17 protein-coding genes are annotated in these 19,602 nt (G+C 39.8%); 6 read left to right on the plus strand and 11 right to left on the minus strand.

Annotation, left to right across the window (positions count from 1 at the left end; translation table 11 throughout):
• Positions 1 to 90: 90 nt before the first annotated feature.
• On the minus strand, positions 91 to 1,680 hold the full coding sequence (locus tag UYI_RS0103170) for a S8 family serine peptidase (RefSeq protein WP_026085710.1): 1,590 nt from the start codon (positions 1,678 to 1,680) through the stop codon (positions 91 to 93).
• A 219-nt stretch (positions 1,681 to 1,899) separates the two neighbouring features.
• Between UYI_RS0103170 and rpe the strand changes: the two genes are divergently transcribed.
• Positions 1,900 to 2,607: a ribulose-phosphate 3-epimerase gene (gene rpe, locus UYI_RS0103175; protein ID WP_016865229.1), complete on the plus strand. Its 708-nt coding sequence runs from the start codon at positions 1,900 to 1,902 to the stop codon at positions 2,605 to 2,607.
• A gap of 131 nt (positions 2,608 to 2,738) precedes the next feature.
• Here rpe and hpsJ-A read toward each other — a convergent pair whose 3' ends face one another.
• The 4 genes from hpsJ-A to UYI_RS0103200 all read right to left on the minus strand — a co-directional run bounded on the left by hpsJ-A (position 2,739) and on the right by UYI_RS0103200 (position 5,345).
• Entirely contained in the window at positions 2,739 to 3,440 is a 702-nt protein-coding gene (gene hpsJ-A / locus UYI_RS0103185; protein ID WP_016865231.1) for an HpsJ-like protein, cyanoexosortase A-associated, read from the minus strand.
• 45 nt (positions 3,441 to 3,485) lie between these two features.
• Positions 3,486 to 3,644 (minus strand): hypothetical protein, encoded by a 159-nt coding sequence (locus tag UYI_RS37500; RefSeq protein WP_016865232.1) that lies wholly within the window; start codon positions 3,642 to 3,644, stop codon positions 3,486 to 3,488.
• A gap of 17 nt (positions 3,645 to 3,661) precedes the next feature.
• Positions 3,662 to 4,513, minus strand: a complete 852-nt coding sequence (gene crtA, locus UYI_RS0103195) for a cyanoexosortase A (protein ID WP_016865233.1) — start codon at positions 4,511 to 4,513, stop codon at positions 3,662 to 3,664.
• Positions 4,514 to 4,622: 109 nt separating this feature from the next.
• The gene (locus UYI_RS0103200) at positions 4,623 to 5,345 is read right to left on the minus strand and encodes a PEP-CTERM sorting domain-containing protein (protein ID WP_016865234.1); all 723 of its coding nucleotides are present in this window, start codon (positions 5,343 to 5,345) and stop codon (positions 4,623 to 4,625) included.
• Positions 5,346 to 5,934: 589 nt separating this feature from the next.
• On the opposite strand from UYI_RS0103200, the gene UYI_RS38635 reads away from it, so the two are divergent.
• Positions 5,935 to 6,291 carry a PEP-CTERM sorting domain-containing protein gene (locus UYI_RS38635; RefSeq protein ID WP_081589192.1) on the plus strand — a complete coding sequence of 119 codons (357 nt, stop codon included), beginning with the start codon at positions 5,935 to 5,937 and terminating at the stop codon, positions 6,289 to 6,291.
• Between the two features lie 250 nt (positions 6,292 to 6,541).
• Here UYI_RS38635 and UYI_RS0103210 read toward each other — a convergent pair whose 3' ends face one another.
• The 4 genes from UYI_RS0103210 to UYI_RS0103225 form a co-directional block, all read right to left on the minus strand.
• Positions 6,542 to 7,069 carry a hypothetical protein gene (locus UYI_RS0103210; RefSeq protein WP_016865236.1) on the minus strand — a complete coding sequence of 176 codons (528 nt, stop codon included), beginning with the start codon at positions 7,067 to 7,069 and terminating at the stop codon, positions 6,542 to 6,544.
• Positions 7,070 to 7,167: 98 nt separating this feature from the next.
• A complete protein-coding gene (locus tag UYI_RS0103215; RefSeq protein ID WP_016865237.1) occupies positions 7,168 to 7,605 on the minus strand; it encodes a hypothetical protein in 438 nt (145 codons plus the stop codon).
• Between the two features lie 400 nt (positions 7,606 to 8,005).
• The gene (locus UYI_RS0103220; protein ID WP_016865238.1) at positions 8,006 to 8,188 is read right to left on the minus strand and encodes a CsbD family protein; all 183 of its coding nucleotides are present in this window, start codon (positions 8,186 to 8,188) and stop codon (positions 8,006 to 8,008) included.
• Between the two features lie 268 nt (positions 8,189 to 8,456).
• A complete protein-coding gene (locus UYI_RS0103225; protein ID WP_016865239.1) occupies positions 8,457 to 8,933 on the minus strand; it encodes a hypothetical protein in 477 nt (158 codons plus the stop codon).
• A 318-nt stretch (positions 8,934 to 9,251) separates the two neighbouring features.
• Here UYI_RS0103225 and uvrB point away from each other — a divergent pair, with 318 nt between their 5' ends.
• On the plus strand, positions 9,252 to 11,249 hold the full coding sequence (gene uvrB, locus UYI_RS0103230; RefSeq protein WP_016865240.1) for an excinuclease ABC subunit UvrB: 1,998 nt from the start codon (positions 9,252 to 9,254) through the stop codon (positions 11,247 to 11,249).
• A gap of 4 nt (positions 11,250 to 11,253) precedes the next feature.
• Here the strand turns inward: uvrB and UYI_RS0103235 are convergent, their stop codons facing one another.
• Both UYI_RS0103235 and UYI_RS0103240 read right to left on the minus strand, forming a co-directional pair.
• On the minus strand, positions 11,254 to 13,086 hold the full coding sequence (locus tag UYI_RS0103235) for a S8 family serine peptidase (protein WP_016865241.1): 1,833 nt from the start codon (positions 13,084 to 13,086) through the stop codon (positions 11,254 to 11,256).
• A 472-nt stretch (positions 13,087 to 13,558) separates the two neighbouring features.
• Entirely contained in the window at positions 13,559 to 15,316 is a 1,758-nt protein-coding gene (locus UYI_RS0103240; protein WP_016865242.1) for a C2 family cysteine protease, read from the minus strand.
• Between the two features lie 813 nt (positions 15,317 to 16,129).
• Between UYI_RS0103240 and serA the strand changes: the two genes are divergently transcribed.
• The 3 genes from serA to UYI_RS0103255 all read left to right on the plus strand — a co-directional run bounded on the left by serA (position 16,130) and on the right by UYI_RS0103255 (position 19,601).
• Positions 16,130 to 17,710, plus strand: a complete 1,581-nt coding sequence (gene serA, locus UYI_RS0103245) for a phosphoglycerate dehydrogenase (RefSeq protein ID WP_016865243.1) — start codon at positions 16,130 to 16,132, stop codon at positions 17,708 to 17,710.
• A gap of 190 nt (positions 17,711 to 17,900) precedes the next feature.
• Positions 17,901 to 18,815 carry a 50S ribosomal protein L11 methyltransferase gene (gene prmA / locus UYI_RS0103250; RefSeq protein WP_016865244.1) on the plus strand — a complete coding sequence of 305 codons (915 nt, stop codon included), beginning with the start codon at positions 17,901 to 17,903 and terminating at the stop codon, positions 18,813 to 18,815.
• Between the two features lie 48 nt (positions 18,816 to 18,863).
• A complete protein-coding gene (locus UYI_RS0103255; RefSeq protein WP_016865245.1) occupies positions 18,864 to 19,601 on the plus strand; it encodes a Uma2 family endonuclease in 738 nt (245 codons plus the stop codon).
• Position 19,602 lies beyond the last annotated feature (1 nt).

Consider the following 19,602-nt stretch of genomic DNA (forward strand, 5'->3'; position numbering starts at 1 on the left):
TCTTTATCCGTGTTTCCCTTGTCCTCCTTATCCTCCTTGTCTGGTTTGTCTCCCTTATCTCCCTTGTCCCTACTTCCCGATCCCCGATCCCTATTCCCTTTTTCCCAAAGTCCACCAAGCCAAGGCATAAGGTTGAGTAGGTTCGTTGAATTGGTTCTGAAACTGGACACGGATTTTATATTTACCAGTGGTAGGGACAGGACAAAAAATGTGTTCTACACTATCGACTTCGCTAATGGAGGCGCAAACAGTTCCTGTATCTGGACTTTTGTCATCGGCTTTAACTAGATAGATATCAAGGTTGTTTAAACCGCGATCACGAAAATCTTCCCCTGCATCAAATTGACCATTTTTATTTTTATCGTTGAGTTCTACTAACCTGTCCCAAGCCAAGGTTATGGAGACAAAACTGTTCTGCTGTAGTGGTTTAGCTAAAACATATTCCACAGATGAACCAGCATTGATAGTATTATAATTCCAACCAATTGCAGGTACAGATTGTGATGGTTGCCATTGACCTGCACTAAATTGTTCGTAAGCCCGGTAAGCATTGAGATGACCTGTTCCCATTTGAGGATCTAAAGGTTTTTTGGGATTTTTATAGGTTTCAGAGGCTAGCCAGTCTTGATTCTGTTTATTTATAAGTGTTCTAGTCATTCCTAGCCGCAAACCATCGCCCATGTCTTGAATTTTTTCGGCTGAGTTTAATAAGACAGCTTTCATGACTTCATGTTGGCGAGAAGCAACACTCCAATTAGGTTGTTTTTCCCGTAATTGTCTGTCACCAAATTCTTGTAATAGAGCAACTGTAGCTGTGACGTGGGGTGCTGCAAAACTTGTGCCTGTGACTTTGTTGATTTTGCCATCAGGATTAAGCATGGGAATATTACTACCAGGAGCAACTATACCAATCGTTCCACGTGGGCCAAGATTAATTTCCTTGCCAGATAGACGCTGAGTCATTGCCTCAGATGTAGCTACTAAATTAGAAACATCTACTTTATTAAAAATTCCTCCCCGACGAGAGGAAAAAGCCACGTTAACTCCATTAAAATTATCGGTAGGGATGGGAATTCCTCCTTTACCCTGGTTGCCAGCAATCACATACAAAACGTTGTGAGCGCGAGTCGACCAGTCAATACATTGGGTTAGTAAGGCGTTACCATCCAAAACAGCATCCGGTCGCGGATCGCGGTTTAGAGGTTCACCAAAGCTAAAGTTAATGGCGCGAACATCACCACCGTTCTGTAAGGCGATGTGCTGTGCAGACAAGCATTCTTCTGGCTGACCCATTTTAGTGGAACCCACAGCAGATGAATACAGCCGCGCTCCTGGAGCTACTCCTGGAAAGGCTTTATCTGTACTAATCATCACACCAGCAACATTGTAGGCGTGAGGATCAACACCACTATTTGACTTAGCAGGACTATTGCGTAAAAAGACACCTGCTATATTTACAGAGCGATTTTTAGAAACCGCTTTGTCTACACCAAACTTACCAGGACGTCCAATTTCCACCTGACCAATGGCAATCTTCCGACCTATGAGATTATACGGAAGCTTATGTAACTTAAGAGCATCAATGCCGTTAGTACTAATGGTATTTTCCAAAGCTAACACTGGCACACTCAAACAGGAAACACTTAAGCCCCAAATTATCCAGCTAATTTTTTTTACCATACTCATTTGTCGTTGGTTGTTGGTTGTTGATGGTTGGTTGTTGGTGGGTACAGACGCGAGGAACATCGCGTCTGTACAATAGTAGTTAGTGGTTAAGAATTCTCCTTATCCCCTTTCCCCTGTCCCTTATCCCCAATAAAGCCCATAGCAAACTCGTGAGCCTTTGCTCAAGTTTTGTTACAATATTTACAGAAAAGGACGCTTAAATATCCACTAGCCATGACCAAAACGCTATCTAACAAGCCGATTGTAATTGCTCCATCTATCCTATCAGCCGATTTTAGTCGCCTGGGAGAGGAAGTACGCGCCGTAGATGAGGCGGGGGCAGATTGGATTCATGTTGATGTAATGGATGGTCGCTTTGTACCTAATATTACGATAGGTCCTCTGGTAGTGGAGGCGATTCGTCCGGTTACAAAAAAACCACTGGATGTCCACTTGATGATTGTGGAACCAGAAAAATATGTTGCAGATTTTGCCAAAGCTGGTGCAGACATTATCTCTGTACATTGCGAACATAATGCATCGCCACACTTACACCGTACTTTGTGCCAAATTAAAGAACTTGGCAAGCAAGCTGGTGTTGTACTCAACCCATCTACGCCTTTGGATTTGATTGAGTATGTGCTAGAAGTTTGCGATTTAGTGTTGATTATGAGTGTCAACCCTGGTTTTGGCGGTCAAAGCTTTATTCCAGCAGTAGTTCCCAAAATCCGTAAGCTGCGTCAGATGTGTGATGAACGTGGTCTTGACCCTTGGATTGAAGTAGATGGCGGGCTGAAGGCTAATAATACTTGGCAGGTTTTAGAAGCCGGAGCTAATGCAATTGTAGCTGGTTCGGCTGTGTTTAATGCTAAGGATTATGGCGAGGCGATCGCAGCTGTTCGTAACAGTAAGCGTCCTACACCAGAACTAGCACAAGTCTAAGTCATGAAATCTTGATAGTCTTGGTGCTGACTACAAACTAATAAAAAAAAGGCGATCGCTTTTTGATCGCCTTTTTTATTTATTGAACAATACTTATCCCACCAACTACCAACCACCAACCACTAACATTGTTAAAATCTTGCCCAATCTGTTCCTTTCCAAAAACCAAAAAATAGAAACGCAGATACTAAAGCGCCAAGAATCCATTTTGTAGAGGTCTTGATTAAACTTAAACCGCGCAAAGATTGAGTCGCTTCTGCTTGATCCTTGATTTGTGCTTTTGCTTTAGAAACTTGAGACAAAAGTTGATCCTTTATTTCTTCTGGTTTTTTACCATATAGGGAACCACCCCGGCTTTTTAAAAGATCATCTAATTGTTCAGGAGTTGCTTGGCTGAGTTGCTTTTGTAACTGTTCGGCGCGAGAAATTTGCTGTGTAGATATATTATTGATTTGCGCGACATTTTCTTTATTAATCCGAATCGTATTAACAATTCCTAAAGGTATCATTAATATAAACAACGCTGTAAACAATATAGTCAGCCAAGACAATAATTTCAAAAGGGGAAATTCCCATCTACTGCGCGAATGCAATTCACCATAAAAAATTAGTGCTAATCCAATTAAAGGCACGGGTACACGTTCAACAATTGCTCCTATAGTTTGTAATTCCCAAGCAGGGTTGAAAAAGTTGGATGGAATAAAAATTGCTATCCAATCAAACACAGATAATATTAATAGACCATAGCCTAGCGATCGCACGATAGTTAATGAACTTTCCTGTGTTAAGACAAATTGGTGGGAAGCAGATTTTTCAACTTTCGATTTAGTCATAATTTATTACAAAAAATCACAACAACAATTTCTACAGATAAAACTTTAAGGTTTATGGGGTAAAGGTACAACTTCTGGAAAAACAAAATTATCTACTGTGTTTTTGTCTCGTTTGGGCTGTATTGCAACTTGTCCCAATACCAATAACACATTAATAAAACTTAAAATTAACAATAAGATACGGATTTTTTTCCAATTTGTCATAGCTTAATTACGACAACTTAGAATTTTGCATCTTTAGATTCATCGTGTCCAATTATAATCCAACAGAATAAACCAAAAATTAGCACAGAAATTATTGAAAATAAAAGAGAACCATTTCCACTATGCCAGTAATCAAAAGCATTAATATTATCTTTTGCTACAAGGACAGTCATCAGCGCCACTCGTCCAGAATTCATAATAAATCCCACCGTAGCAGCGACAATTGGAACCAATATTTTGTACTGCCAAGCTTGAGGAAACATTAGCAGAAAAAGTACTGCTAAACCTAACATTTGAGAAATTAAGTCTATACCAGAACAACCATGAAGTACTTCTACACTACCGTTTGGTAAATAAATATTGATTCCGGCAAGAGTTACATCAAAACCGATGTACCAAAGTATAAAAGCTGATGATTTGGCAGTCAGTAACGTAATCTTATAAATCACCCATTCTGGTAATAGCTTGGGTATACTGAGAAAAAGCAGCGTTATTAACTCTCCTATGTATTGCTTTAGTCCTTGAAAGCCAGAAGCTATTAAAGCAAGACCTAAGCCAAAAATAAAGGGTAAAGCATACAAAAAACCTCCAAAACTGCTCAAAGATGCACTTCGTATTAGTGCTATCCAGATTAAGGCTAAACCCAAAAAACTAGATAAAACGCCACTTTCGAGATTTAGATTGTCTCGTTTTTCCCAAACAATAAAAGATACAGCTGCCCACGACAAAAAACTAGTGCCTAACAGGTTGGTATTTTCTGCTTTCCAAACCAGGGTGAGATGAATTGCAATTAAACCTGAACCTATTGTTAATAGCCAGAATTGAGGATTAGCCAGTCGTATAACTGTAGCCAGTTTATTAGTTTTCATTATCTAATTTTAGTGGCAGCTTTCCGAGAACTTTTGTAAAACTTGGATTTTTGTTGGCAAATATTCAGTCAATATTTTTAGGTGGAACCAAACAACTTCAAAAAACGACTTATTGTTTTATATTTTTTTGTTGCTTGTATTTTCGATGTAAGGTCAACATCATTCCACCTGCCGTTAATGAACCAAATATGGTTATAGGTTCAGGAACAGGTTTAGTTTTTTTATTGAAAGTAAAGTTATCCATTACAAAATGCGTACCTTTCCCGTTGTAGCCAGCATTATTACCACCAGAAGATGTAAACCTTAAATAATCTATTCCCAAAAAATCAAATGTAAATAGTGTAGAAGCTTGGGTATTTAAAATAACAGTCTGTGAATATTTCTTTTGCCCTGATTCTCCTCCTATAAAACCTTCTATTAACACAGTCAAATTATCATTCCAAGCAGATGTTAAATAAGTACTATTAAAATCGAAAATATCATTAACCGTACTTATAGCAACAGTTTTTTCAAAGCCATTGTAGGCTACGTTTTCTGGTGATACTGTTCCATTAACATAGCCAGAAGGAGTAAAAGAGGTTGTATTGAGGTAATAAAAGTTTTCCCAATTCAATCCAGCATAGCCGTTAGCAATTGGATTTTGAGATCCAGGTAAATCGTCAAAGGTAATAGTAACAGCCTGAGCTTGTTTTGTATCAACGATCGCAGCTGCAATACCAACAGAAACAGCTATGATTGCAGTCTTCAGTAACTTTTTTGTTGCCTGAAATTTGCTCAGTGTTATGTCTGAATTAGCTTTGCCTCGCCTTTTTGTGAATTGAAACCCTATCATTAAACTCACTCCCACAACATGACAAAAATTAATGGTAGACTTCCCCTGGAGTGAGATTCCTAAGTACCCTTTAACTACTGCGATTCAAAAATTACAGCGACAGAGGTTAACCCCTTGTCGCGTCCTATACAGAAGGAATTAATATAATATAATATATAATGCCAATCCTACAGATTGCCTTAGCTTGTTAATTTTTCCAAGACCTTAAGTAATAAGCGATACTAATCATATAGTATAAATAAAACCTCATAACTAAAGTTTACAAAAACTTTACAGTTTAAACTTGTGATTTTCTTTTGGATGTGAGAGTTAACAAGGTTCTCAGCAATTTAACTTGCCTAGACAGCTAGATAAATTTTTTATAAAGCGAAAATAATTGCTGTCAATGGAGTATGCGATCGCAAGCAATTAGGAGATGATGCCAATTTAAGTAGAAATGTAGCTAATCCAAGCTCTGTACTACTATATGTAAGCATTGTTACGAAATTTACCTTTTAAATCCAGAAAGCTCATCCTGAACATGAAGACTACAAAACCAGAATAAACAGTTCTTCTCAACACCAATGATTACGATGGTACTAGACAAGTCATTGATGTATCAGGTGATGGCGTTGAGAATGTTACCTCAGATGATGGTTTAAGAGCAGCACGAGACAGGGCAGTTCAAGCAGGGATTATCATCAATGGTCTACCAATTGTGACCAATGATCCAGATCTTGATGACTATTACAAAAATAATGTCATCGGTGGTTCTGACTCTTTCTTAATTGCTGCGAATGATTTTTCAGACTTTGGCAATGCTGTTACTCAAAAAATTGGACGTGAAATCAAGCCTGACAAACCAGTCCCTGAACCAATAACTATCCTTGGTTCCCTTGCGGCTGGTGGCATGGGTATCGTTTTGCGTCGCCAGAAGAAGCAAAAAGACACTGCTAATAGTGTTTGACTAGAAGTTTGATTACATTTAGCCACCAACGAGACAAGAAATCTCTTGCAAAAATAAAGGTAATTCTGAATACCAACAGTCATGGAACACAGATGGACACAGATGAACATAGAATTTTATCGGTGTTTATCGGTGTTTATCTGTGTTCGTTTTTTTGGAAATAAACTTTTGCAATGCGACTTGAGCAAGCAAAAAAAGAGGGTGATCACACACACCCTCGTTTCACGTTTATATTATTGACACTCAAAATCTACTTGTTACGACCACCCAACCACTTAGCAGCAGCAAGTCCGACAATGGCTCCTACAACAGGGTTACTGAGGAACTTGATAATAGCTGGCTGTTCTGCTAATACTTCCCGGAAAATGTCGGGATGGTTGTGATAGGCAAAAGAGGCGAGTCTGCTAACATCATCCGCACTCATGCGGTTGGGATTATGAGTAGAAAGACCTAATTGTTGCTCAAGGTGACGCTCATCCAATCCTCTTTGCTTCAGGTGTTTGAAAAAGGCGCGTGCAACATCGTCTCTTTCGTTGGGTCTAATATTAGCGATCGCCTTTTGTAACTCTGGCTCCATTTGGCTAGGAGGAATGCTGCTTGCATTAAAAGAGCGTTCAAACATTTGGCGACGCTGCGAAGGCGTTGTACGCTGAGCAAAATCATCAAAGCTGTGAAACTCTTGTGATAAATCACCGCTCGGAGCATCATCAAGAGATTCTACATCACCCTGAGCCAAATCTCTCATAATTTGGCGCTTATACTCTTCACTGCTACTCACTGTTTCAATCTCCTTTTCTTATCCTTGTTAGTAGTTGGTGGTTGATTGTTGGTTGTTACGACACCAAACAACAAACAACAAACAACAAACAACAATCCCTAACTGTACTGAACTTGATTGCTTTGGACGTCGTATCGAGCTGTCAAAATCAGCTGCTTGTCAGGTGCGTACACCAAAACCGTTAAATCTTGATTAGGGAAATTTTTCCGAAAACCTTCGACTAGAGATCTTGTCAAGGCTCGCACTTCGTTAGGACGAACTTGTGGAGAAATAACGACACCTAACTTATTGTTATCACGAACATAAGCATCTGTGACTAATCCCCGAGATGTTTGCACAACCCAATCACCAAAAGTTTGTCCAGCTGCGGTGTTTCCTCGCTCTAATTGTGCGTAGGCGACATCTCGACCAATTGCTGGTGGGTTTGTGGTACGGTCAACTTGGGCAACATTACCACCACAAGCAGTGGTAATAGTTAAAACTAAAATTAAAACAACAGCCGTCACAACTTTACGACTCTGCTGTAGCAGACCCATTTTTGTTTCCTCCTCAATAAATACTGTTAGATAACTAACAATATGTTTTATTTATGTTTATTAACAGCTTGTAATTCATACTTTTGGCTATCAATAATAAGTCCGCTGAAGCGGACTTATTATCTCAATTAGCACCTTTTTTACAAGCTGCTCTAGTTTAGCTAATCGCTCTTTTATAAAAGAGAATGCACCCTGTCTATTTGCTTCTACCGCTGTAAATTTGACGATTAGTCAACTCAGTCTTACATTTCCTCACTGAGTATGCCTTGAACTAAACTTCAAAGCTCATAGCCAAAGTCTGTTAAAACTGATTGAAATTTATATTCAGTAGACTTTAACTTACTTGAGCTTTTAGCTACGAAATTTATTTATTGGCAGACTCAAAACCTAGTCTAGACGATTAGTCCAGGTTTTTCTTGATATTATCTTTGACGTCTTCTACAGAGTGACGTACTTCACTTTCTGCTTGCTTGGCTTTTCCTTCTGCTTTATCTTCTGGATCGCCAGTAACATTTCCCAATGCTTCTTGAGCTTTACCTTCTACATTTTTAGCTGTAGCTTTTGCTCTATCTTCTAAACTCATTTTTTTCTCCTGGTTTTATATAACTATTAGTTTCAAAGCTGTTATTGATTTGTTTAGCTTTGATGTTTATAAATTAGCTGATACTTTTTACCTTAGCCTTCTTTCCGCAGGTATATTAGTTTCTATACTCAAAGAGAGAGAACTAAATTATTAGTTATAATATCAACAAATAACTAGCAATAATCAACCAAAAAATTCAAACATTTCATAAAAAACCCGCCTTTTCTAGAAAAGCGGGTTAGTAATTATATATATATAATTGTTTTCACTAATCAAGATAACCCATCAAAAATTCGGAATCATCAATAACATTTGATGCTACTGGACGATTACCCATCACAGAGTAGGTTTCAGAAATTACCAAAGAACTGGAGGCGATAGGGCGAATTCCAGATAAATTCATGGTATCAACTACATGGATTGTGTTTGCGGCAATAGGACGCACACCCATAACGTTCATTGTTTCTACAATTTGTAAGCTACTGGTGCTAATAGGACGTACACCGGCAATTGAAACTGTTTCTGCTACTTGCAAATCGCTAGCTGCAATCGGACGTACTCCAGAAATAGCAAGTGTATCAGTTACTTCTAATTTTCCGGAAGAATCTGCCTGAGTTACAAGATTACTATCTTGATCTGTGTTTGAGCTTTGCGCTTTGTTATTTTCGACTTCCACTGTATTTTCCCCCTTTGATTTGGCACGCTGGCGAGGACTTACTGCCTTACCATTACTGCTAACGGCCATATGCTCATACCTCTAGATTGTTAAGTATTTTTTACAAAAATTCAACAGAAGTGAAGTTTTTCCTATAAATTAAAGTTTAACTTTAAAAAATATTGTATATCTATAGGGTTGTTTAAAATCTACACATAAGTAAAAATCAACAAGTTGGGGAGCGAAAATCAGGGATTGGGAATCAGAAAGAATTTTAGATTTTGGATTTCAATCTAAAATCCAAAATTTCTTGTCCCCAAGTCGTCCTCCTTGTCACCTCAATCCCCAATCCCCGGTCTCTATTCGCTACTATGAGATAGGTATCTAGGGTATTTAGAGCAAAACTACATGACAAAATTTTGTCTTCAAGCACCCTTCAGTCCAACAGGCGATCAGCCACAAGCGATCGCACAGTTAGTTAGTAGCATTCAAGCTGACAATCGTTATCAGACATTACTGGGAGCTACCGGAACCGGGAAGACATTTACAATCGCCTCAGTGATCGAGAAAGTGGGTAAACCGACTCTGGTACTGGCGCACAACAAAACCCTCGCAGCACAGCTTTGTAATGAGTTACGAGAATTCTTTCCTAACAACGCTGTTGAGTACTTTGTTAGTTACTACGATTATTATCAACCAGAAGCCTACATTCCTGTTACCGATACCTATATTGAAAAAACAGCCTCTATCAACGATGAGATAGACATGTTGCGACACTCAGCCACGCGATCGCTGTTTGAACGTCGTGATGTCATCGTTGTTGCATCCATCAGTTGTATTTACGGTTTGGGAATTCCCTCAGAATACCTCAAAGCTGCCATTCCTTTCCAAGTTGGAATGGAAGTAAATCAAAGGCAGATTTTGCGAGATTTGGCATCAGTACAATACAGCCGGAATGATACAGAAATTGGTCGGGGACGTTTTCGTGTCCGGGGTGATGTCCTCGAAATTGGCCCAGCCTACGAAGATCGGATTATTCGCATTGAGTTCTTTGGTGATGAAATTGACGCCATTCGTTACGTCGATCCGGTGACGGGTGAAATTCTCCAAAGTTTACAAGCAGTGAATCTTTATCCGGCGCGTCACTTTGTGACACCAGAAGAAAGATTAGAAGAAGCATGTGATGCGATCGCTCAAGAATTAAAACAACGCAAAGCAGAATTAGAATCAGCCGGAAAATTACTCGAAGCGCAAAGAATAGATCAGCGTACCCGTTACGACTTAGAAATGCTGCGCGAAGTTGGTTACTGCAACGGCGTGGAAAACTATTCTCGCCACCTAGCAGGAAGACAAGCCGGAGAACCCCCGGAATGTTTAATTGATTATTTCCCGAAAGATTGGCTGTTAGTAATTGATGAATCTCACGTTACCGTACCACAAATTCGGGGTATGTATAACGGTGATCAAGCTCGCAAAAAAGTCTTGATTGAGCATGGTTTTCGCTTACCGAGTGCGGCTGATAACCGACCTTTAAAAGCCGAAGAATTTTGGTCAAAAGTTAACCAGTGTATTTTTGTTTCTGCGACTCCAGGACAATGGGAATTAGAAGTTTCCGACGGACACATAGCAGAGCAAATCATTCGACCAACAGGCGTCCTTGATCCAGAAATTATTGTGCGTCCTACAGAAGGACAAATTGATGATTTACTAGGTGAAATTAAAGATAGAGTAGACCGCCACGAACGAGTCTTAATCACCACATTAACTAAAAGAATGGCGGAAGATTTAACAGATTATCTGCAAGAAAATAGTATTCGAGTCAGGTATTTACATTCAGAAATTAACTCGATTGAAAGAATAGAAATTATCCAAAACTTGCGCGATGCTAACTTTGATGTGTTGGTTGGTGTCAACTTATTACGTGAAGGTTTAGACTTACCAGAAGTTTCTCTGGTAGCAATTTTAGATGCAGACAAAGAAGGTTTTTTACGTGCAGAACGTTCCTTAATTCAAACTATCGGAAGAGCAGCGCGTCATGTCCGGGGACAAGCGATTATGTATGCAGATAATCTCACCGATAGCATGATTAAAGCCATTGATGAAACCGAACGCCGTCGTGGTATTCAAATGGCATATAACAAGATGCACGGAATTACACCGCAGCCGATAATGAAGAAATCGAGTAACGCGATTTTGTCTTTTTTAGAAGTATCAAGAAGGTTAAATGCTCAAGAATTAGAAACAGTCGATCAACATATAGATGAGTTACCGTTAGAAAATATTCCAGAATTAATTATTCAACTGGAAGCACAGATGAAAGAAGCGGCGAAGAAATTAGAATTTGAAGAAGCGGCAAAGTTACGCGATCGCATTAAGCATCTGCGGGATAAATTGGTGGGACGTTAGACGATTAGCTTAAAACTTTACGTTTTTCAATTATGCTTTCTGTTTCCAAATCATTATAATTACTTGTGCTAGTGCCACTATCACCAATTACACTGTTTTTGTAGTCGTGCCAAAATTGCGTCCATGCAGATGAGTTTGCCAAGATATTATTGTGATTCTCTTCTGTGGAACTAGGATTACTAACAGAAGTAACAGTATCTTTATTTGTATAGCTGCGAATCCAAGGTGAAGTAACATTATCAAAACTAGAAATAGCAGCTACATTACTGTCATAACTCAAGCTGGTAGTATTCCCGCTAGAGTTTGCAGTTTGCGTTGTGCTATTTCCTGATGTTTCTGCGAGAATTTGACGTATTTGAGCATCACTCAGATTAGGGTTGGCGCTAAGCATCAAAGCAACTACACCCGCGACGTGGGGAGTCGCCATTGATGTACCGCTATAGGATGCATATTCATTACCTGGCAGTGTAGAATAGACATTGACTCCGGGAGCTGTGACGTAAGTAAGTTGATCTGCTCCAGCACGGTTGGAAAAGTCTGCAAGATTTTTATTTTGATCTACTGCACCGACAGCAAGGCCGTAGTTTTTCGCATAACGGGCAGGATAGGCTGGTTGTGAACTACCATCATTACCAGCTGCCATGACAACAATAACACCTTTGCTGCTGGCATATTCAATCGCTTTTTGAAGTGTATCGTTAGAACGCCCGCCGCCTAAACTCAAGTTAATCACATCAGCGCCATTATCTACTGCGTAATAAATACCATTAGCGATCGCACTATAGGAACCTGAGCCTTGATCATCTAAAACTTTCACTGGCATAATTTTGGAATTATAGGCAATACCAGTGACACCATAACCATTGTTCACTCCTGCAATAGTACCAGAGACGTGAGTACCATGACCATTAACATCTAAAGTACTATTGTTGTTGCCGTCAAAATTCCAACCATAATAATCATCAATATAGCCGTTGCCGTCATCATCTTTGCCGTTACCAGCAATTTCCTTGCTGTTCGTCCAGATATTAGAACTTAAGTCTTGGTGGTTATAGTCTACCCCAGTATCTAAAACAGCCACAACCACACCTTGACCAGTGTATCCCTTCGCCCAAGTTTCTGGTGCTTTTACTAAATCAGCCCCCCAGTTATTTCCACCCAAGTCAGGAACATCAGCAAAGGGTTTTTGATTGATCGCTTTAGCCACTGCTGCGGAAGCGTTAATTAAGCCATAGCCAGAGTTAGGATTGTATCCTCCACTTGCTGTGTTGGTAATCGTAATTTCCCGCGCCAAAACATTATTTGTATTACTAATTTCTAGGACATTATCCAAAGCATCCGCTCTGTATAATATGTAGTAATTTCCAGCAGCAAGATTGCTATCTATAGTCACATTTTGAGATTGAGAGGTTGAACTACCAGCCCCAAGACTACCAAGCCAGTTCCAACCTAAAAGAGAGTCATCACTACTAATATTTTTGTCTTTAGAAAGATAAAAATCTGTGTAGTTAAATCCAGCACTATTTTTACCTTTATTTTTCACCTGATAAGAAATTTGAATAGTACTGCCGGCAGCAGCCACACTAGGAGCAAATGCATTTTGTACAACTAAATCTGCTTTGGTAGCTTGAGATGATACAGAATTTTTTGATTTGCGATTATTTCGTCCCAGTTCACTAACATCTGGTTCTAGAGTATTTCCTGTTGTGTGAAAGCTACTACGACCACTGTAAAAGTAGTGTTGATTTGGAGAACTAAAATTATCTACTGAATATTTAGGAGTAATATTTAGCCCTTTATCATCAAATAAATTCTGATTATGACTTTTAATGGGCATAAGTATTTTCTCCTTGGGAAAAGGTTTAAAGCATTGAATTATCTCCCTCTTTGCCAATAATTACTATATAAATATGATGTAAAATGCTAATTAGTTTACAAATAATTTTGTTTTCATGCATTAATTCAAGAGATGCAAACATAAACTCAAAAAGTGTATATTGAATGACTCAAATTTTGTCGCGATCGCTTGAGTTTTTGTTCATTTCAAAGTTAGAACAATAGATATAATAGTCCAAGTATTTTTAATGAAACGAACACAGATGCACACGGATAATTTCATCGGTGTTTATCGGTGTGTATCGGTGTTCGACTTTTACAAAAGATTGTGGCTAAGTTGAGGGGTTGATAAGTATCGAACACGGATGAACACAGATGCACACGGATAATTCCATCGGTGTTTATCGGTGTGTATCGGTGTTCGACTTATAAAATATGATGTTTGTACCAAGACTGTGATTTACATCAAAAAATCACACAATATTATTAATTGTCGCATCCCAATAACTAAAATTTCCCTCAATTTGATTCCAGGAAAGCTCAATAATACCTGGTTTAGAAGTGCCATTTTCGACACCCCAAGGATTAAACAGTGTAAACATTTGGGTAGCAGAATTGTAACCTACTAATGCGTAAGCATGGGCGACAATAATATTTGCATCTACCACTGTTGATTTTGTAGTCAAACCAATCATTTGCCCAGAGTTGAAAGCATTTACGATTGAGTTATAATTGAGAAGATTGGCGAGAGAAGTGTTTAATCGTGTGATGTTTGCGAGGGCATCACTGACATAACCACCATTACCAATGCCATTATAAGAATTGGTATTATCTTGATAAATCCATCCAGATTCGTTTAGTTGAGCGTAGGCTTTCTCAGCTAACACTACCCATAATTCATTGGCAGAGTTTCCGTAGTAATTGTCTTTGCTAGCGTAAACAAAATATCCTTCTTGATTGGTGGGTAAATATCTATCTACCGTCACATAATCAGCAATGCCATTGTTGTAAAAACGCACGGTGAAAGTTTGATCACCGTTATCGATAAACATATTCTCAATCATGCTAGATGAACGGAAAGCAGTTGCTGCTAAACCAGTGAGGAAAAAGCAGTCATTAATACTACCTTGTTTAATATCTTGATAAGTAATACCATTTTGAAACAGAGAACCATTAGCGTATTGATAATTATAAGAAGTGGTGGGGCGATCGCTACCTAAAAACCACTTGCTAATTAAGTTCTCGATTTGAATATCACTGCTACCTGCATACAAGTTACCTAGCGTCTTACCTTGATAATTCTGATTGGCTAGGTCATAATTAACAACTTTATTAGATAAAACACGTACATACTCTGGCATTCCTAAGAAAGAGGAATTATTGACTAATGTACGCAAGTCTGTTAATTCAGTACCATCAACTACACTGCTGTCTTTTACTTCCCGGAGGATAGCAATCATATCGTTGCGATCGAGGATATGATCTGTAAACTGCCACCTTGCAGCCTCACGTATACCTGCATCTTGAATGTTAAGGTCAAACCAGTCTTGAGTGGGAACAGGTACAATACTAAAACTGGTTTGGATACTTTCCGTACTAGCACCAGATTTATCGTAGGCTTTTGCAGATAATAAATAGTTGCCAGCACCAACACCAGATAAACTGTATTCAAAACTGGCGTAGCGGTTATCGTTACTGTTGGCAATGAAATTCACTGCATCGGCGATATCTTGCCATTCACTACCGTCTTTTTGCAACCAAAAATCTACCCGTGCTAAGTCAGCTGCACCATTACCATCAAAGATGGTAGTGTTTGTAAGGCTAACTGTTTCACCTTGTTGATAGCTGGTTTTACTGGTGGTTAATTGTAATGATTGTGGTGCTTCGTTGCCAGAAACTTTTAAATTGTAGTAAGTACTCTTTTTCTTATTGACTCGGTAAACTCTGACATAGTAAGTGCCTGCATCTAAAGTTGTGCTGATTGTCTCTGCCTTCTTTTTACGATTGTAAGAACCCGCAATTACAGCACCACTACTATTTAGCAATTGTAAATTAGCATCGGCTGATAGACTATCAACAACTAGATTCAAGCTACTACGACTACTCACATTGAAACTGTAGTAATCGTTTTTATCCCGCTTTCCTACCCAATCTGTAAAGGTTTGATTGATATAATTGACATTTAAATTCCTAGAATTATTTAAATTGTTACCTGCAAAATCTGCTGGCATAACTCTTCATTTATATAGGTTAATAAAAAAATTGGCAGCAGCAAATTTCAAATCCCTGCCGTAGAAGGATTTTGAGTTGATAGATTTGACAGCTACGTTTCTATGCTGCTGTCGATCTCAGTAAAATAGGTATGTAAAAATTACGTATTTTTTAAAACTTTAATATTCAACTACTTAAGTAATAGTATTTTTTCAAGCTAGTACTCTGTCACATCAACTTGGCGAAGTGAAACAACTTGGACAAATCGATTAAACATCTTTCTTTGTGTTCTTTGTGTCCTCTGTGGTTCCTTCTTTTGCCTCTCATAGATCAATGCAAATTAACTACTAGTAAAAATTCACAAACAAAGTAATAGTTAAGACCGTAAAATTACTTAATAAAGATATATTTGCCATGATTGCTGATTGAAATAAGGGAAAGGGTAGAGAACAAAAGGAAAAATTCGATCTGTGCGTAAGTTCTAATTAAAAGAGAAATAATTTTTTATACCTTCTCAGGAAGATCACGCTTCTACTTTTGGAATATTTAATAAACATATAGGTGTTTGCACCATTGATGCTTTATATTTAGCGAGAGGGTCTTATATCAAGTTCGACTAATTATTTACAATTATTATGCTTCCACAGTTGGTAATTCAGGAAAAGGTAAAGTTTACTCTGAACTCCCAAGCAGCTAAGTGGAGAAGCTGAACAAGAGGTATAGCAGTCTAGCTAAATCGAACGTTGTTTATATTCCTTGCTCAACTGGTACACATAAACATTAAACTTAATATTCCAGCGATCGCATTACCTCTAGCTTAAAAACCAACCATCATGTCTAAGGTTCTCGTCTCCGATCCAATTGACCAAGCTGGGATTGACATTTTATCCCAAGTAGCCACTGTTGATGTCAAAACAGGTTTAAAACCAGAAGAATTAGTTAAAATCATTGGTGAATATGATGCCCTGATGATTCGTTCTGGAACGCGCGTCACCAAAGAAATCATCGAAGCTGGGACGCAGCTCAAAATTATTGGACGCGCTGGTGTAGGTGTAGATAATGTCGATGTAGCCGCCGCCACTCGTCAGGGGATTGTAGTTGTTAACTCTCCAGAAGGAAACACCATCGCTGCTGCTGAACACGCATTGGCAATGATGTTGTCTTTGTCTCGTCATATTCCTGATGCCAACGCTTCTGTAAAACGCGGCGAATGGGATCGCAAAACCTTTGTTGGTGCTGAAGTCTACAAAAAAACTATTGGCATTGTCGGTTTGGGTAAAATTGGTTCCCATGTTGCTACTGTTGCCAAAGCAATGGGAATGAAATTGCTGGCTTATGATCCGTTTATTTCCACAGAACGAGCGGAACAGCTTGGCTGTCAACTAGTGGATATGGATTTATTGGTGCAGCAAGCAGACTACATTACCCTACACATCCCCAAAACTCCAGAAACCACTCATTTAATTAATGCCAATATGTTGGCAAAAATGAAACCCACTACCAGAATTATCAATTGCGCTCGTGGTGGGATCATTGATGAAGAAGCTCTGGCAACTGCCATTAAAGAGGGTCAAATTGCTGGTGCTGCCCTTGATGTCTTTGAGTCTGAACCACTAGGAGAATCTAGTTTAAGGTCTTTAGGTAAAGAAGTCATCCTCACTCCCCACTTAGGTGCTTCCACAACAGAGGCGCAAGTGAATGTGGCTATTGATGTTGCGGAACAAATTCGGGATGTACTGTTGGGTTTACCAGCGCGATCGGCGGTGAATATTCCGGGATTGGGACCAGATGTCTTAGAAGAACTCAAACCCTACATGCAGTTAGCCGAAACCTTGGGTAATCTCGTCGGACAATTAGCTGGCGGTAGAGTAGAGTTACTCAACGTCAGATTGCAAGGCGAACTAGCCACTAATAAAAGTCAGCCGTTGGTAGTAGCATCCCTCAAAGGACTACTTTTCCAAGCACTGCGAGAACGGGTAAATTACGTTAATGCCAGCATCGAAGCCAAAGAACGGGGAATCCGCGTCATTGAAACCCGGGATGCAGCAATCAAAGACTATGCTGGTTCAATACATTTAGAGGCTACCGGTTCTTTGGGTACTCATGCCGTTACAGGTGCTTTGTTAGGTGACGGAGAAATCCGCCTCACCAACTTAGATGGTTTCCCCATCAACGTCCCTCCCAGCCATCATATGCTGTTCACCGTACACCGAGATATGCCAGGAATCATTGGTAAACTTGGTTCCCTACTAGGTAGCTTTAATGTCAATATTGCCAGTATGCAGGTAGGGCGTAAAATCGTTCGCGGTGATGCGGTGATGGTTCTTAGTCTTGATGATCCCTTACCCGATGGCATTTTGACCGAGATCACCAAAGTACCTGGAATTCGGGATGCGTATACAGTAACACTTTAATCAGGAAATAGCGATCGGGGATCAGGGTTCGGGTAAGAGGGACAAGGGAGACAAGGAGGACACGGAGGACAAGGAGGACAAGGAGGACATCTCTACTCCTCACACTCCTCACACCCCTCACACTCCCCATCCATCGCCCCCCAACCCCACAAAGTGGGAACCCCCATCCCCCCATCTCCCCAATAAATCTATGGCTAACACTTGGTGGGAATTACAAATTATTTGTGAACCAGAACTAGAAGATAGCATCTTTTGGCGACTGGGAAGTTTTGGCTGTCGTGGTACAGCAAGTGAAAAAAAAGGAAATCAAAGTCTGGTGAGGGGTTATTTGCCGGTATTTCAAGCACAGCTATTGGATTTAGCCGCGCTATCGCTGTGGTTACGCCAAGACGCGTTGTGTATGGAAATTGCTCCCCCGACAATAGATTGGCAGTTAATTGACGAACAAGATTGGGCAAGTAGTTGGAAACAATACTGGCTACCACAGGAAATAGGCGATCGCTTTTTGATTAATCCCGCTTGGTATCCAACACCAGAAAATAGCGATCGCTTAATTATCCGCCTCGATCCTGGTATGGCTTTTGGTACAGGGAACCATGCCACAACTCAATTGTGTTTGGAATCCTTAGAAATGCGACTAAGTGACTCCCTATCATCCCCCCCAACAGGAGAACAGGGAGGTGCGGTAATTGCAGATATTGGTTGTGGTTCTGGTATCCTTTCAATCGGGGCACTACTACTAGGAGCAAAACAAGTCTATGCGGTAGATACTGACCCTTTAGCAGTGCAATCAACCCAAGAAAATCTCTTACTCAATGGCATTGATGCAGAACGCTTGGTTGTGACCCAAGGTAGTGTAGACGTTGCAGCAAAACTGATCACTGCACCAGTAGATGGTATAGTATGCAACATCCTCGCTGATGTAATCATCGAACTGGTTCCCCAAATGAGTGCGATCGCCAAACCCAGTACTTGGGCTATCTTCAGTGGTATCTTAGTCGAGCAATCGAAAGCCGTTGCTGATACTTTAGAAAAAAATGGTTGGGTGGTGGCTACTCTGTGGAAACGCAAAGAATGGTGTTGCTTGAACGTGCGGCGTTCTTAAACTGGAGATAGGAGTAGCGATCGCTCCTAATTGGAGGCTTGGTAGATCATGGTACAACAACTCACGCCCGACACAGCACCAGAGCTAGTCTACCCGGAGAGCGACGGGAAGCCAATGGCCGATAATACAAAACAATTTCGTTGGATTGTCACGATTAAAGAAAATTTAGAAATTTTATTTGCATCACAAAGTGATGTATTTATTGCTGGAGACTTGCTGTGGTATCCAGTAGAGGGAAATAACAAACTTTGCCAAGCACCTGATATCATGGTCGTTTTTGGTAGACCAAAAGCAGATAGAGGTTCTTATTTACAGTGGAAAGAAAATAATATTGCTCCCCAAGTAGTGTTTGAAATTCTCTCACCCAGCAATACAACCAAAGAGATGACAAATAAGCTTCTGTTTTATCAACGTTATGGTGTTGAAGAATATTATATTTACAATCCAGACACTTTGGAATTAACTGGTTTGTTACGTTCTGGAGATGACTTAGAAATTATTGAAGAGATGAATGGTTGGGTGAGTCCCCGATTGGGAGTGCGGTTTGTACTGACACCTGAAACTTTAGAAATTTATCGTCCCGATGGACAAAGATTTCTCACACCCGTAGAATTAGACCAAGTCCGGGAAAAGGAACGCCAACGTGCCGAACAGGAACGCCAACGTGCTGAACAGGAACGCCAACAGAAAGAAGCAGCACTACAGCAACTTGAACAAGAACAACAGCGTTATCAAGAATTGTTGGCGAGATTACGAGAAAAGGGGATTGATCCAGAAAAGTTGTAAT

It is taken from the genome of Fischerella muscicola PCC 7414, from assembly GCF_000317205.1.
Taxonomy (GTDB): domain Bacteria; phylum Cyanobacteriota; class Cyanobacteriia; order Cyanobacteriales; family Nostocaceae; genus Fischerella; species Fischerella muscicola.

Excerpts from the sequence above, each read along its gene's own strand:
- crtA (WP_016865233.1), bottom strand. The coding sequence starts at position 4,513 with ATGAAAACTAATAAACTGGCTACAGTTATACGACTGGCTAATCCTCAA.
- hpsJ-A (WP_016865231.1), bottom strand. The coding sequence starts at position 3,440 with ATGACTAAATCGAAAGTTGAAAAATCTGCTTCCCACCAATTTGTCTTA.
- UYI_RS0103220 (WP_016865238.1), bottom strand. The coding sequence starts at position 8,188 with ATGAGTTTAGAAGATAGAGCAAAAGCTACAGCTAAAAATGTAGAAGGT.
- UYI_RS0103170 (WP_026085710.1), bottom strand. The coding sequence starts at position 1,680 with ATGGTAAAAAAAATTAGCTGGATAATTTGGGGCTTAAGTGTTTCCTGT.
- prmA (WP_016865244.1), top strand. The coding sequence starts at position 17,901 with ATGGCTAACACTTGGTGGGAATTACAAATTATTTGTGAACCAGAACTA.
- UYI_RS0103200 (WP_016865234.1), bottom strand. The coding sequence starts at position 5,345 with ATGATAGGGTTTCAATTCACAAAAAGGCGAGGCAAAGCTAATTCAGAC.
- UYI_RS0103240 (WP_016865242.1), bottom strand. The coding sequence starts at position 15,316 with ATGCCAGCAGATTTTGCAGGTAACAATTTAAATAATTCTAGGAATTTA.
- uvrB (WP_016865240.1), top strand. The coding sequence starts at position 9,252 with ATGACAAAATTTTGTCTTCAAGCACCCTTCAGTCCAACAGGCGATCAG.
- UYI_RS0103235 (WP_016865241.1), bottom strand. The coding sequence starts at position 13,086 with ATGCCCATTAAAAGTCATAATCAGAATTTATTTGATGATAAAGGGCTA.
- serA (WP_016865243.1), top strand. The coding sequence starts at position 16,130 with ATGTCTAAGGTTCTCGTCTCCGATCCAATTGACCAAGCTGGGATTGAC.
- UYI_RS37500 (WP_016865232.1), bottom strand. The coding sequence starts at position 3,644 with ATGACAAATTGGAAAAAAATCCGTATCTTATTGTTAATTTTAAGTTTT.
- rpe (WP_016865229.1), top strand. The coding sequence starts at position 1,900 with ATGACCAAAACGCTATCTAACAAGCCGATTGTAATTGCTCCATCTATC.
- UYI_RS0103215 (WP_016865237.1), bottom strand. The coding sequence starts at position 7,605 with ATGGGTCTGCTACAGCAGAGTCGTAAAGTTGTGACGGCTGTTGTTTTA.
- UYI_RS0103255 (WP_016865245.1), top strand. The coding sequence starts at position 18,864 with ATGGTACAACAACTCACGCCCGACACAGCACCAGAGCTAGTCTACCCG.
- UYI_RS0103225 (WP_016865239.1), bottom strand. The coding sequence starts at position 8,933 with ATGGCCGTTAGCAGTAATGGTAAGGCAGTAAGTCCTCGCCAGCGTGCC.